Source organism: Streptomyces silaceus, from assembly GCF_001419745.1.
Classification (GTDB): Bacteria; Actinomycetota; Actinomycetes; order Streptomycetales; family Streptomycetaceae; genus Streptomyces; species Streptomyces silaceus.
The window spans coordinates 1-12,949 of sequence record NZ_LIRJ01000014.1; the positions used below are offsets into that span (position 1 = coordinate 1).

A 12,949-nucleotide genomic window follows, 5' to 3' on the forward strand; every position below is an offset into this window, starting at 1 on the left:
CAGCGCGAGCAGCGTCGACTTGCCCGCACCGCTCGGGCCGACCAGGGCCACGTGCTCGCCGGGGCGTACGGAGAGGGAGGCGTCCTGGAGCGCGGGCTCGGCGCGGCCCGGGTGGTGGACGGTCACCTCCGCCAGGCACAGATGGGCCCGGCGGGCGTCGGGAGCCGGTGCGCGGTCAGCTGGGTCCGGGGTGCGGTGACCTGCCTCCGGGGCGCGGTCACCCGTGCCCGGGGCACGGGCACCCCTGCGTCCCCCGTCCTCCTCCGGGTCAAGGATCGCGAAGACCTGCTCGGCCACGGCGATCCCCTCGGCGCTTTCATGGAAGGCCGCACCCATCGCACGCAGCGGGAGGTACGCCTCGGGAGCGAGGAACAGGACCGTCAGCGCCGTACGCAGGTCCACCTCGCCGCCGAGCAGCCGCAGCCCGACCGGCACCGCGACCAGCGCGACGGAGAGCGTGGCGACCGTCTCCAGGACGAAGGAGGAGAGGAACGCCACGCGCAGCGTCCGCATGGTGGCACGGCGGTGCGCCTCCGCCATCGCTCCCACCACCCGGGCCTGATGCCGCTCGCGGCCGAACGCGCGCAGTGTCGGCAGCCCGGACACCACGTCCATGAAGTGACCGCCCAGCCGTGCCAGCAACCGCCACTGGCGTGCCGTGCGCCGGGCCGTGTGCATCCCGACGAGCGCCCCGAACACGGGGATGAGCGGCAGCGTCACGACGACGATCAGCGCCGACGTCCAGTCCGTGAGCACCAGCCAGCCGACCACGGTCAGGGGTACCACCGCGGTGGCCGCCAGCGTGGGTACGTACCCGACGACGTAGGGATCGAGCGCGTCGAGGCCGCGGGTGAGCAGGGTCGCCGTCTCGCCGTGGCGGTGGGCCGCGAGGCGCAGCGGGCCGGTGCGCCCCAGCGTCCCAGTGATCCGCTCGCGCAGCGCGCGCTTGGTGCCGGCCGCGGCGTGCCGGGCGAGCACCCCGCGGGCCCAGGCCAGGACCGCGCGCAGCGCCATGACGGCGCCGAGCGCGAGCAGCTGACCGGACCGGAGGGGGTGCCCGGCGAAACCCTCCGCGAGGACCGTTGCGAGCAGGGCCGCCTGTGCGACGACGAGCACGGCGCCGATCAGCGCCAGCGCGGTGGAGTACGTCATGTGGCGGCGCAACACGGGGAGTTCACGCAGCAGGCGCCGTTCGACCGGCTTCATCCTGGGGCCTCTCTTCGACCTGAACCTGAAGGGGAGCGCGGCGGCACGGCACGCTCAGAAGTAGCGGGGGTGGCGGCGGCCCGTCGGCCCGCGGAAGACCCACCAGCTCCACGCCTGGTACGCGAGGATCACCGGCACCACCAGAACCCCGAAGGCGCTCAGGATGCGCAAGGTGGCGTCGTCGGTGACGGCGTGGCCGACGGTCAGCCCCGTGCCCGCCGAGCTGATCAGGACGTACGGGTAGTGACCCGCTCCCACGAGCGCCACGGGCAGCGCGGTCGCGCAGCACGTCGCCACGAACGCCGGGACGTGACGGCCGCGCGTGAAGCACCACCAGGCGGCGGCGAGCGCCGCAGCGAAGAGGCCGGCGACGACCGCCGACGTCCCGCGATTCGTCATCGAGGCGCCCGCGCCGAACAGTGTCAGGAGCAGCGCGAGGGCGCCCACGGCCGCGGCGCCGCTCAACAGGTCGGTGCCCACCTCACGTGCCCGCGCGCTGATGTCGGGCGTCGCGCGCAGGGCGACGAACCCCGCGCCGTGCGCCGCGAAGAGCAGCGCGGTGGTCACCCCGCAGGCCAGCACGAACGGCGAGAACACGTCGCCGAAACCGATGTGGAAGCTCCCGTCGGCACGCCGGGGCACGCCGTGGAGCAGCAGCCCGACGACCAGCCCCCAGCACAGGGCGGGCAGGGCGCCGCCGCCCACGATCAGGGCGTCCCACACCCGCCGGCCCCGCTCGCCACGGGCACGTCCGCGCAGCTGGATCGCCGCGTTGCCGAGGACCAGGCCGACGAGGATGGCCACGATCAGCGGATACAGGCCGGACAGCAGGGTCCCCTCCAAGTGCGGGAACGCGCCGAACAGGACGCCGGTGAAGGCGACCAGCCAGACCTCGTTGCCCAGGAAGAAGGGCGCGATGGCGTCGAGGGCGGCATTGCGGCCGGTGCGCGCCGCTTTCCGGCGTTCCCCGCCGCCGAGCCACGGGTGCAGCATCTGTACGCCGTAGTCGTAGCCGCCGAGCACGAAGTACCCGGCGAGCAGCAGGCCCAGGAGGGCCAGCCAGAGAGTCTCCAGACTCATGTCGCTCAACTTTCTTTGGGGGAAGGCGAATCGGGGCTCCGGGACGGCCGGTCCCGAGGGGGCAGGGCCTCAGAGGACCGGAACCGGCTGCTTCTCATCGCCTCCGTCTCCACCTCTGCGTCTGTCCCCGCTCCCCGGCCCCTCGGGCACGTCGTCGGGGAGCGGCTCGGTGGCGCCGAGCTGGGTGGCGTCAGGGCCGCGCACGGCGAAGCGGGTGATGAGGGTCCAGTTGGTCACGGCCAGGGCGAGGAAGACCGCGACGAACACGGTGCAGGACACCGCCAGAGCGGCCGTGCTCACATGGGACACCGCGTCCTCGACCGTCAACTCACCGTAGATCAGCCAGGGTTGGCGGCCGACCTCACGGACGACCCAGCCGCCGACGGAGGCGACGAAGGGGAACGGGACCGTCGCGATCAGTACGTACAGAGCGGGGCGCCACCGGATGACCCAGTCCTTCCAGAGCAGGACGACCGCGATGAGCGTGATGGTGGAGACCGTGTTGCCGATGACCGTCATCACGTCCATCGAGAGCCGCACGGTGTCCTGCCAGGGCACGTAGTCGCCCGGCCCGTGCTCCGCGACCAGCCGTGCCTGCTCCTCGGCGACGCCGCTGCCGCGCAGCACCGCGTCCTTCATCGGCTGGGTCCGCTCGATCACGGGCCGTTGCAGCTCGCCGACGACGACCACGAAGAACGACGCGACCGTGCTGACCCACAGCCCGAGGCGCAGGGAGCCGCGGAACAGCTCGGTCTCCTCGGTGCGCCGCAGGAAGTGGAGGGCGCTGACACCGGCGACGAAGACGCCGCCCGTCGTGAGCGCGGCGAGCGCGACGTGACCGAGGGCGACCAGCGCGCTGGAGTTGGTGAGCAGCGCCCCGAAGTCGGTCAGGTAGGCGACGCCGTCGCGCACGTCATGGCCGACCGGGTGCTGCATGAAGCCGTTGGCGACGAGGATCCAGTATCCGGAGGCGTATGCGGTCAGGGCGACCAGCCAGATCAGCGTGACGTGCACGCCCTTGCGCAGGCGCCCCCAGCCGAAGATCCACATGCCGAGGAAGGTGGACTCGGCGAAGAAGGCGATCAGGGTCTCCAGCGCCAGCGGGGCGCCGAAGACGTTGCCGGCGAACGTGCTCAGGCCGCTCCAGCTCAGTCCGAACTGGAACTCCATGACGAGGCCGGTGACGATGCCGACCGCGTAGTTGATGACGTAGAGCTGGCCCCAGAAGCGCGTCATGCGCTCCCGGACGGTTCGCTTGGCGGGATCGCGGGTGTACGCGGCACGGGTGTGCATGACCGCCACCAGGGGGACGAGCCCCATGGTCAGGATCACGAACAGCCAGTGGATGCCGGTCGTGGCCGCGAACTGGAGTCGGGCCAGCTCCGCAGCGCTCATGGTGTGACCTTCCTGGGAGAAGGGTGGCCGGTGGGACGGGCCGCCCGCGGGGGCGGCGCCGAACGGACAGGGGAGGGGCGGGTCCCCGCGTCGCGTGTGCAGCCGGCGGGCGCCGTCTCCGTCGCCCGTCACCTGCGCGGTGACCTCGCTGACGACCGTAGGGAGAATCGCTTATGCATTCCAAGACCGGTTTTGCTATGTGAAGATGACGCCGAAGGCATGAGTGAAGGTGGACCGTGGATCTCCTGCAGTTGCGCTACTTCCGGACCGTCGCCCGCTACGAGCACATGAGCCGCGCGGCCGAGGAGCTGTGCGTCGCCCAGCCCTCCCTCAGCCGCACCATCGCGCGCCTGGAGGCCGAGCTCGGCTCCCCGCTGTTCGACCGGCAGGGCCGCCGCATCCGGCTCAACCAGTACGGAGCGATCTTCTTGCGCCACGTCGACCGCGCCCTGAGCGAGCTCGACGACGGCCGCCGGGCCATCCGCGAGGCCCGTGACACGGGGCTCGGCCGGGTGAGCGTCGCCTCCGAGACCCTGCTGACGATCACCCCTCTGCTCGGCAGTTTCCGGGCCGCCCATCCCCGCGCCGACGTGCGGCTCTTCCAGTCGACGGCCGAGGAGATGGACCGTCAGCTGCGGGCCAGGGAGGTCGACTTCTGCGTGGCCTCGCAGCCGTTGAGCGGGACGCACCTGGAGTCGGTCGAGCTCGCCCGCGAGGAGGTGCTGCTCGCGGTTCCGTACGGGCACTGGCTCGACGGCCGGGAGAGCGTGACGATCCCCGAGATCGCCGACGAGCCCTTCGTCACCACTCGCCTGGGACACTGGCAACGCGCCCTGCTGGACCGGCTGTTCGCGGAGGAGGGGCTCGCGCCACTCGTGTCCTGCGAGGGCGACGAGCCGGGCGCGAGCCAGAACATGATCAGTGCGGGCCTCGGCATCGGCCTCATCCCGGCGGTCTCCCGTCAGGTCGGCACGCACACGAGCGTCCCGGTCGCCTGGGTGCACGTGGAAGCGCCCGACTGTCACCGGGTGCTCACCCTGGTGTGGAACCGCGAGACCCAACTGTCCGAAGCGGCCCTGAGATTCCGTGAGTTCATCACCAGCAGGCCGTTCATGACGCACCATCTGCCGGACCCGCGCCGCGACCGCGCGCACGATCACTCCTAGCGCGCCGCGCGCTCCTCTGATACGTTCCGACGCGCCGCCGCAATCCGGGCCGAGGACGTTCCGCGTCCCAACGGCCTTCGGGCGACGGTGAGTCGGCAAGGGGTGTCGCGTCCCCCGTCGGCCCCGGGCGATGCCATCGGCATCCCCCGATCCCATCTCACCTTCACGTTCACCTTCACCCGCATCCGTGCACGCCGCGCCCTCGCGCGCCGCCGGCTGCCCCTGAGGAGTTCCGCCATGCCCAAGATCACGTACGTCGCCGTCGACGGCACCGCGACGACGGTCGACGTCGCCCACGGCACGAGCGTCATGCGCGGCGCCGTCTTCAACGACATCGACGGCATCGTCGCCCAGTGCGGCGGCAACGCGCAGTGCGCCACCTGCCACGTCTACGTCGCCGACGACGGTGCCGACCGCCTGGGGCCGATGCGGTCGGACGAGGACGACCTGCTCGACTTCACCGCGAGCCCGCGCCGCCCCACCAGCAGGCTCAGCTGCCAACTCCCCGTCACCGACGCCCTGGACGGCCTGACCGTCCACCTCCCCGAACGGCAGAACTGATGACGGACGGCACACCGCCCGCGTCCGTCGTCGTGGTGGGCGCGGGACAGGGCGGCCATCAGACCGCCGCGTCCCTGCGCGAGCGCGGCTACGCGGGACGCATCACGCTCATCAGCGACGAGGACGCGCTGCCTTATGAACGCCCGCCGCTCTCGAAGACCTACCTCAAGGGCCAGGTGGACGAGCCGCACCTGTGGCTGAGGCCCGCGACCTACTACGTACGCCAGCACATCGACCTGGTCCACGGTGCCGTGGCGGAAATCGACCCGGCCGCCCGCAGGGTGCGGCTCCAGGACGGGTCCGCGTACGACTACGGCCATCTCGTCCTGGCCACCGGCGCCCGGCCGCGCCCGCTCGACGTGCCGGGGGCCGGACTGCGCGGCGTGCACACCCTGCGCACGGCCCGTGACGCCGCCGCGCTGCGGGCCGCCCTCCACGGAGCCCGGCACGCGGTGGTGATCGGGGCCGGGTTCATCGGCCTCGAATGCGCCGCCACGGCAAGGGAGTTGGGCTGCACCGTGACCGTCGTGGAGGCGCTGGAACGCCCGCTCGCCCGGGTCGTCACGGCGCGGACCGCCGACCACTTCACGCGGCTGCATCGCGGGGCGGGTGCCCGCTTCCTGTTCGGGCGGGGTGTCGCGGCTCTGCGCGGCGACCGGCGCGGCGGCGTCACGGGGGTGGAACTGACCGACGGCACGCGGCTGCCGGCCGACCTGGTCCTGCTCGGCGTCGGCGTCGTGCCGCGCACGGAGCTGGCCGCCGCGGCCGGGCTCCCGGTCGACGACGGCATCACCGTCGACTCCCGCCTGCTGACCGGCGATCCGTACATCTCCGCGATCGGGGACTGCGCGGCGTTCCCGCACGTGCGATCCGGGAACCGGCGGCGCCTCGAATCGGTGCAGAACGCCGTCGGCCACGCCCGCTTGGTCGCCGAGCGGCTGACCGGTGCGGCCGATGTCTACGACGACGTACCGTGGTTCTGGAGCGACCAGTTCTCGACGACCCTGCAGATCGCCGGGGTCGCCGAGGAGCACGACACCGAGGTGGAGCTCCGGGGCGATGACCCCGACGCGTTCTCGGTCCTGCTGTTCCACGGGGGCGACCTGTGCGCGGTCGAGTCCGTCAACCGGCCGACGGACCACATGGCGGCCCGCCGGCTCCTGGAGAGAAGGGTCGAGGTGAACCCCGATGACGCCGCCGCACCGGGGTTCACCCTCAAGGGCGCGCTGACCGGCGTCAGCCGTCCACGGCGTCCAGCACGTCACCCAGATCCAGGAACTTGAAGTTGGTGGACGGGCGTTCACCGTCCCCGGGCGCGTCGTGGCCGTCCTGCACGACCAGCAGGCCGTCCGGGTACGCGGAGCCGAGCGGGGCCGCCAGCGCGGCGGCCCCGTCGCACTCCTCCGAGCCGTCGAGGGCGGCCGAGGCCGGCGCGACGCGGAAGCCGCCCTCGTACTCGTTGGCGTCCGACACCTCCCGGTCGTAGGCGACGAAGGTGTTGTCGCCCTGGCTGGACGCCAGGAGCAGGCCGTCGCCGTCGCGCTCGGTCACCAGCGTCAGGCCCTCGACGTCCGCCGTGAGGCGGGTGCCGCCGTAGCCCGGGTCGGCGCCCGCCACGCACTCCTCGGTCTGCTCGTCGTACGTGCCGGGGACGCCGTACTCGCGGACCTTGTCCACGAGCTTCGGCGTACCGGTCAGGTCGGCGCGCAGCCGCCAGATGCCGACGTCCTCCTGGCCGGCGTACAGCGTGCCGTTCGCCGGGTCGACCACCATGCCCTCGACCTGCGGGAGTTCACCGGGCTCGGCGCACGGCCGCCACGAAGTGCCGTTCGGCAGGCGGAAGTCGGCGGGCAGGTCGAGGGTGCGGACCCTGCGGTAGCCGACCGTGCCGTTCGCCGTGGGGGTGAGCTCCAGCAGGGCGATGCTGGTGCGCTCGCGCCGGCTGACCAGGGCGTACGAGCGGCCGGTGGCCTTGTCGGTCCAGGTGGCGAGCCCGTACGCGGTGCGCTGTTCGTCGATCTCCTCCTGCGAGGAGGAGAAGACCGGCGGGGCGGCCGGGTCCGTGACGTCGGTGAGGGGGCCGTGGCGGCCGTCGGGCGCGATGCGGTAGAAGCGGAGCCGGTCGCCGCCGCGGTCGCTGGTCACCGCGAGGTCCGCGCGTCCCGACGAAAGACGCAGGCCGTGGACGAGGTCGACGTTGTTGAACCGGCCGGGCGCGTGGTCCGGTCCCGGCGCGGCGGGCGCGGGCAGGGACTGCACCTCGCGGGCGGCCAGGTCGTACACGCGCAGACCGCCCTGCTTGGCGGTGGCGATCACCAGACTGCGGTCCGGATCGGCGGCGTTGCGCCAGATCGCCGGGTCGTCCGCGTCGGCGTCACCGCCCGCCGCGTCGTCGTGCAGGGCGGGGGTCTCCGCCCGAGGGGTGACGGCGGGCGGCGCGGCGTCCGGAGCGGCGCCGGCCTGGGCCGGCGCGGTGACGCCGATGAGCGCCGCGAGCGCCAGGGCGGAGGTGAGTGCCGCCGGGCGGATTCTGCGGGACAGGACCACGGAGGTCTCCTTCACGGGCGGGGAGTGGGGGCAGGGGGAGTGTGCGGTGCCCGTGTGACGACTTACCAGGAGGTAACGCGTCCCGTTGGTGTGATCACGGTGAACGGTCGGTGTCGCGAGGGGAGTTGAGGTGGTCTTGGGTGTCCGTGTCGGGTCGTCACTCGCTCGGTGACAGGGAGCGCTCGCCGCGCGGGGCCAGCGCCGCGTCCGCGGCGTCGAGGATGTTGCCGAAGGTGCGCGTGATGATCGGGCGGGCCATGCGCCGCGTGAGGAACGGGCCGATCACCGGTACGGGGATCTCCGCGCGGGTGGTCCAGCGCACCCGGGTGCCTCCGTCGACCTCCGTGAACGTCATGCGGCCACGTTCGTGCCGGGCCGGCGGGACACTGCGGTCGACGACGTACTCGGTGGCGTACGGCGGGTCGTAGCGGGTGATCCGCTCCCGGAACCAGCCGATCAGCCAGAGGTGACTGCGCACGGCGCCGACGCCGTAGGGCGCGCCCTCGCCGCGCCGGGTCAGCCGGCAGCGCACCACCAGGGGTGAGCGGGTGTAGTGCGTGGTCGTGGTGAGCCAGGCGAACACGTCGTCGATCGGGGCGTGGACGGTGCGCTCGACGGTCATGGTTTCCATGGCTGGTGATCTCCTCGGTCGAGGGGGCGCACCGCGTCGGCGCGGTGCAGCTTGTCGGGGTTGCGCACGACGTACAGAGAGCTGATCCGCCCGTCGTGGACGTCGAAGGCGAGCAGCCAGTCGAGCGCGCCGTCGGTCAGGCAGCGCGCCGCGGGCATGCCGTTGTACGTGGCGTGCTCGATGCGGGTCGACGCGGTGAGGCTGGTGCGGGCCACGCCGAGCACGAACCGGGCGACGTCGTCGCGGCCGGTGATCGGGCGGCGGGCCGCGGTCACCTTGCCGCCGCCGTCGGAGATCTGCACGACGTCGGGCGCCAGCAGATCCATGAGCGCCTGGATCTCACCGGTCGTCGTCGCGCGCAGGAACCGCTCGACGACCTCGCGGGCCGATCCGGAGTCGGGCTCGAACCGGCGGCGCCGCGCGTGGACGTGCCGGCGTGCCCGGTGGGCGATCTGGCGGACGGCGGTCTCGGTCCTGCCGACCGAGGCGGCGATCTCGCCGTGGGTGTAGCCGAACACGTCGTGCAGCACGAACACCGCGCGCTCGGTCGGGCCCAGCGTCTCCAGGACGAGCATCATCGCCATCGACACCGACTCGGCGAGAATCGCGTCGTCGCTCACCTCGGGCGCGGTGCGGATGGGCTCGGGCAGCCAGGAGCCGACGTACTCCTCGCGGCGCGCCTTGACCGCCCGCAGATGGTTGAGCGACTGCCGGGTGACCACGCGGACCAGATAGGCGCGGGGGTGCTCCACCGTGGCCGGGTCGACCGCGCTCCAGCGCAGATAGCTCTCCTGCAGCACGTCCTCGGCGTCGACGGCGCTGCCCAGCATCTCGTACGCGATGGTGAACAGCAGCGGACGGTGCTCGGTGAAGGCGTCCCGCGGCCCTTCGGCGTCCTCCGCCCCCGTCGGCTCCCGCCCGCTCCCGGCGCTCCGCGCGCCCTCGGCGTCCTCGGCCACACCCGGCTCCTCTCCTGCTCGGTCCCGCGGACAAGCATCGAGACACCCGGGACCGGCCGACCGTGACAGTCCGCCGCTGTGAGTCAGGTCACAGAGCGAGTCCGACGGGGGCGGGCACGGCCCGCCGGGGGTGAGGGGGCCGAGGCGCGCCGGGCCTCGCCCCCGCGCCCGGCCGCGTCCCGGGTGCCGCGGTCCTCCCGGGTGCCACACCTGGTCCGGGCGCCGCTCCCATGGCGGTCCGCACCAGCTGCGTGTACGTCCGGCGCAGGGCGACGAGCGACTCCTGGGCCTCGCGGTAGGCGTCCGCGTCGGGGCCCCGCCGATGCGTGAGGGTCCTGACGCCCGCGCTGTGACGGTCCAGCGCGGCGAGCCAGGCGCGGTGCCGGTCGGAGAGGTGGCGGCGCAGCTGATGACGGCTGCCGCCGCCGAGACGGCCGCCCATCCCGAGGACCGCGTCGGCGGTCAGCAGCACGGGCGGTTCCAGCGCCCCCCGCTCGGCGAGCGCCCCGAGCACGCCGCGCTGCTGGGCGGAGGCCGGGGCGAGCGCCAACGCCTGCTCTTCCTGGTGGAGTTGCCCGCGCAGGCACCGCTGGACGCGGGTCAGGCGGCCCAGCGCGATCCCGACCGCCTCGTCGCCCGGGGCGCGTCCCGCCAGGGTGCCCGCGAGCCGGGACAGCCAGATGCCGTGGGCCTCCAGGCGGACCGCCGCCAGCATGAGGCGGTCGAGCCGGGACAGCGGCTGGTCCGGCGGCGCCCACCGGACGATGGGCACGAGGGTCTCGGAGCGGGCCAGCTGATCCACCGACGTGCCGCGGCTCGGCTTGCGCTCCGGCGCCCAGTTCAGCAGCGACAGCGTGGGCAGCGCCACCAACTCCTGGTGCTCGGCCCGGTGCGCCAGCGCCGTCCACAGACCGAGGAAGTCCTCGTGTGCGGCGCGGCGCGAGAGGGGCGCCTGCGGGTCCAGGCCGGTCCAGCCGCAGGCCGCCGCGACGACCGCGACGCGCATCGCGGCGGCCTCGGCCCGATGCTGCGGCAGCCGTGCGACGCGCCCCCGCAGCAACGCCACCTCCCCTCCTCGCGCGGCCCGTTCGACCAGCAGGCGGGCCTCCTCCCGGGCCGGTGCCGCGGCGGCGGCCACCGCCAGGGCGTCCAACTCCGTCCAGGCGCCGGAGAGCTGGGCCGCCGGCGGCCGCGAGGGCAGGAAGCCGTGCGTGCGCGGGTCGTGGGACGGAGGCATCAGAGTCACCCTTCTGTGCGGCGTCCCGTACGCAACGTCCGCTGGCGGAGCGCGTGTTGACGGGACGGAAAATGATCTTTCGGCACCACTCGATCGTCACAGGTCGCCGCGGCGGATCCGGTGGGCGAAGGTCCGCAAAGTCCGGGACTTTCGGCCTCTGGGCAAGGCGGGATCCGCCCCGTGGACGGGAACACCGGGGCCCGCTCCATGCCTCGTCACGGGAGTCATCGGCCGCCGCCCCGCAACCCGGTCAGGACCGGGCGGTGGTCGCTCCCGAGATCCGGGAGCACCTCCGTGCCCGTCGCGGTGAGGCCGCGGACGAGGACATGGTCGATGCGGACGACGGGGAACGCGGCGGGCCAGGTGAAGCCGAGGCCGTGGCCCGCCTGTTCCCGCGTGGACCGCAGACCCCGGGTCAGCGGTGCGAGCCCCCGGTCGCGCAGACTGCCGTTGAGGTCTCCGAGGAGCACCACGCGCGAAGTCGGGTCCCGGGCGACGCGCTCGGCCAGCCGCGCCGCGCTCGCGTCCCGCTGTGCCACGGCGAACCCCTGGGTGACGCCGACGCGCACGGACGGCAGGCGCACCGCGTAGAACGCCGCGTCGCCCACCGGCGTGCGGGCCACGGCGCGCAGCGCGTGCGGCCAGGCGCCGCCCAGGTCGAGCCGCTCGACGTCGCGCAGCGGATAGCGGGACCACAGCCCGATCGTGTCGCCCACGACATGGTGCGGATAGGCGGCCCGCAGCTCCCGCTCGTACGCCCCCATGGCGGGCCGGGGCACTTTCTGCAGCGCCACGACGTCGGCGTCGATGGCCTTCACCTCGCGGGCGACGTCACCCGGAGCGGTGCGGTCGCCGCCGACGTTGAGGGTCAGCGCCTGGAAGTCGGGGCGCCCCGAGCCGTGACCGGCGGCGAACGCGGGGCCGAACACGACGGCCCAGGCGAGCGCGGGCACCAGCACGGCCACCGCCCCCTTGAGCGAGCGGCGCACCGCCGCCCACACCAGCAGCAGCGGCACGCCGAGGCCGCACCACGGCAGCGCGGTCTCGGCCAGGCTGCCCAGATGGCCCGGCGAGTTCGGCACCAGCCCCGGAAAGACCAGCAGCACGGCGAGGAGGAACGCGAGGACGGCGATACGCATGGTCAGAGGGGTCCGTTCCCCAGGCCGCCGTCACCCGGCCGCCGACAGGACGGTCCCCAGCCCGCGAGGCCGAGTCCGACCGCCGCGACCGAGACCCCGATCAGCGCGGCACACAGGAAGGGCGTCGTCATCGGTCACCTCCCGCACGGCGGTCCTCGGGCGGCGCCTTGTCGCACCGCGTCTCCACCCTGGTGGGCGGTGGCTGAGGGAAAGCTGAGCAGGCTGAGGACGTCTTCAGGTTCCGTGCCGAAGGGTGAGGGGGTCGTGTTCCGTGAAGGGCTCGTCCCGGTGAAAGGTCCGTTCCCGGCGCGGAGAGGCGGCGCGGCCGGGCAGGCACCCGACGTCCCTTTTTCTCCGTATGTGATATTTGAGCCGTGAAGATCCTGGTCATCGAAGACGAGCACGCTCTCGCCGACACCCTGCGCCGCGCCATCTCCTCGGACGGCCACTGGGTGGACGTCGCCCACGACGGGCCCACGGGCCTGGAACTGGCGCTGACCGGTGGCTACGACGTGGTCGTGCTCGACCTGATGCTGCCCGGCCTCAGCGGCCTGGAGGTCTGCCGCCGGATGCGCAACCTCGGCGAGCAGGCCCTCGTCCTCATCCTCACCGCCAAGGACGGCGAGTACGACGAGGCGGACGGGCTCGACGCGGGCGCCGACGACTATCTGACCAAGCCCTTCTCGCTCGTCGTCCTGCTCGCCCGGCTGCGCGCCCTCGGCCGCCGGGCCGGGCGCGAGCGGCCCTCCACCCTCCAGGTCGGCGATCTGACGCTCGATGTCGTGGCGCGGCTCTGCAAGCGCGGCGAGGAGACGGTCGAGCTGACCGCCCGGGAGGTCGAGGTGCTCGGCTGTCTGCTGGCCGCGGAGGGCGGCGCGGTCTCCAAGCAGGACATCCTCGACGAGGTCTGGGACTCGCCGGCCGACCTCGACCCCAACATCGTCGAGGTGTACGTCAGCTCCCTGCGCAAGAAGATCGACGCGCCGTTCGGCCGGAACACCATCCGCACCGTGCGCGGCGTCGGCTAC

Annotated in this window: 12 protein-coding genes; 4 read left to right on the forward strand and 8 right to left on the reverse strand. The window is 73.3% G+C overall.

The features are described from left to right. The 3 genes from AOK22_RS01285 to AOK22_RS01295 form a co-directional block, all read right to left on the reverse strand. A partial coding sequence (locus tag AOK22_RS01285; protein ID WP_055696647.1) for an ABC transporter ATP-binding protein/permease occupies window positions 1-1,206 on the reverse strand: 1,206 nt, incomplete at its 3' end. Between the two features lie 54 nt (window positions 1,207-1,260). Then, window positions 1,261-2,286: a cytochrome d ubiquinol oxidase subunit II gene (gene cydB / locus AOK22_RS01290; protein WP_055696648.1), complete on the reverse strand. Its 1,026-nt coding sequence runs from the start codon at window positions 2,284-2,286 to the stop codon at window positions 1,261-1,263. A gap of 69 nt (window positions 2,287-2,355) precedes the next feature. Further along, window positions 2,356-3,681, reverse strand: a complete 1,326-nt coding sequence (locus AOK22_RS01295; RefSeq protein ID WP_055696649.1) for a cytochrome ubiquinol oxidase subunit I — start codon at window positions 3,679-3,681, stop codon at window positions 2,356-2,358. Between the two features lie 236 nt (window positions 3,682-3,917). Here AOK22_RS01295 and AOK22_RS01300 point away from each other — a divergent pair, with 236 nt between their 5' ends. The 3 genes from AOK22_RS01300 to AOK22_RS01310 all read left to right on the forward strand — a co-directional run bounded on the left by AOK22_RS01300 (window position 3,918) and on the right by AOK22_RS01310 (window position 6,691). After that, complete coding sequence (locus AOK22_RS01300) at window positions 3,918-4,847, forward strand: LysR family transcriptional regulator (RefSeq protein WP_055696650.1); 930 nt, start codon at window positions 3,918-3,920, stop codon at window positions 4,845-4,847. Between the two features lie 237 nt (window positions 4,848-5,084). Continuing rightward, a complete protein-coding gene (locus tag AOK22_RS01305) occupies window positions 5,085-5,408 on the forward strand; it encodes a 2Fe-2S iron-sulfur cluster-binding protein (protein ID WP_055696656.1) in 324 nt (107 codons plus the stop codon). After that, window positions 5,408-6,691 (forward strand): NAD(P)/FAD-dependent oxidoreductase, encoded by a 1,284-nt coding sequence (locus AOK22_RS01310; protein WP_055696651.1) that lies wholly within the window; start codon window positions 5,408-5,410, stop codon window positions 6,689-6,691. Before AOK22_RS01305 ends, AOK22_RS01310 begins: the two co-directional genes overlap by 1 nt. On the opposite strand, the gene AOK22_RS01315 is transcribed toward AOK22_RS01310, so the two are convergent. From AOK22_RS01315 to AOK22_RS01335, 5 genes are all read right to left on the reverse strand, one after another. Then, a complete protein-coding gene (locus tag AOK22_RS01315; RefSeq protein WP_107101817.1) occupies window positions 6,645-7,955 on the reverse strand; it encodes a phytase in 1,311 nt (436 codons plus the stop codon). The two genes, AOK22_RS01310 and AOK22_RS01315, sit on opposite strands and share 47 nt — an antisense overlap. 157 nt (window positions 7,956-8,112) lie before the next feature. Next, window positions 8,113-8,586: an SRPBCC family protein gene (locus AOK22_RS01320; RefSeq protein WP_055696652.1), complete on the reverse strand. Its 474-nt coding sequence runs from the start codon at window positions 8,584-8,586 to the stop codon at window positions 8,113-8,115. Continuing rightward, window positions 8,574-9,416: an RNA polymerase sigma factor SigJ gene (gene sigJ / locus AOK22_RS01325; protein WP_055696658.1), complete on the reverse strand. Its 843-nt coding sequence runs from the start codon at window positions 9,414-9,416 to the stop codon at window positions 8,574-8,576. Before sigJ ends, AOK22_RS01320 begins: the two co-directional genes overlap by 13 nt. Before the next feature lie 217 nt (window positions 9,417-9,633). Beyond that, window positions 9,634-10,782: a hypothetical protein gene (locus AOK22_RS01330; protein ID WP_055696653.1), complete on the reverse strand. Its 1,149-nt coding sequence runs from the start codon at window positions 10,780-10,782 to the stop codon at window positions 9,634-9,636. A gap of 224 nt (window positions 10,783-11,006) precedes the next feature. Continuing rightward, window positions 11,007-11,921 (reverse strand): endonuclease/exonuclease/phosphatase family protein, encoded by a 915-nt coding sequence (locus tag AOK22_RS01335; RefSeq protein ID WP_055696654.1) that lies wholly within the window; start codon window positions 11,919-11,921, stop codon window positions 11,007-11,009. Window positions 11,922-12,295: 374 nt separating this feature from the next. On the opposite strand from AOK22_RS01335, the gene AOK22_RS01340 reads away from it, so the two are divergent. Then, window positions 12,296-12,949: response regulator transcription factor (locus AOK22_RS01340; RefSeq protein WP_055696655.1), on the forward strand; the 654-nt coding region annotated here is incomplete at its 3' end.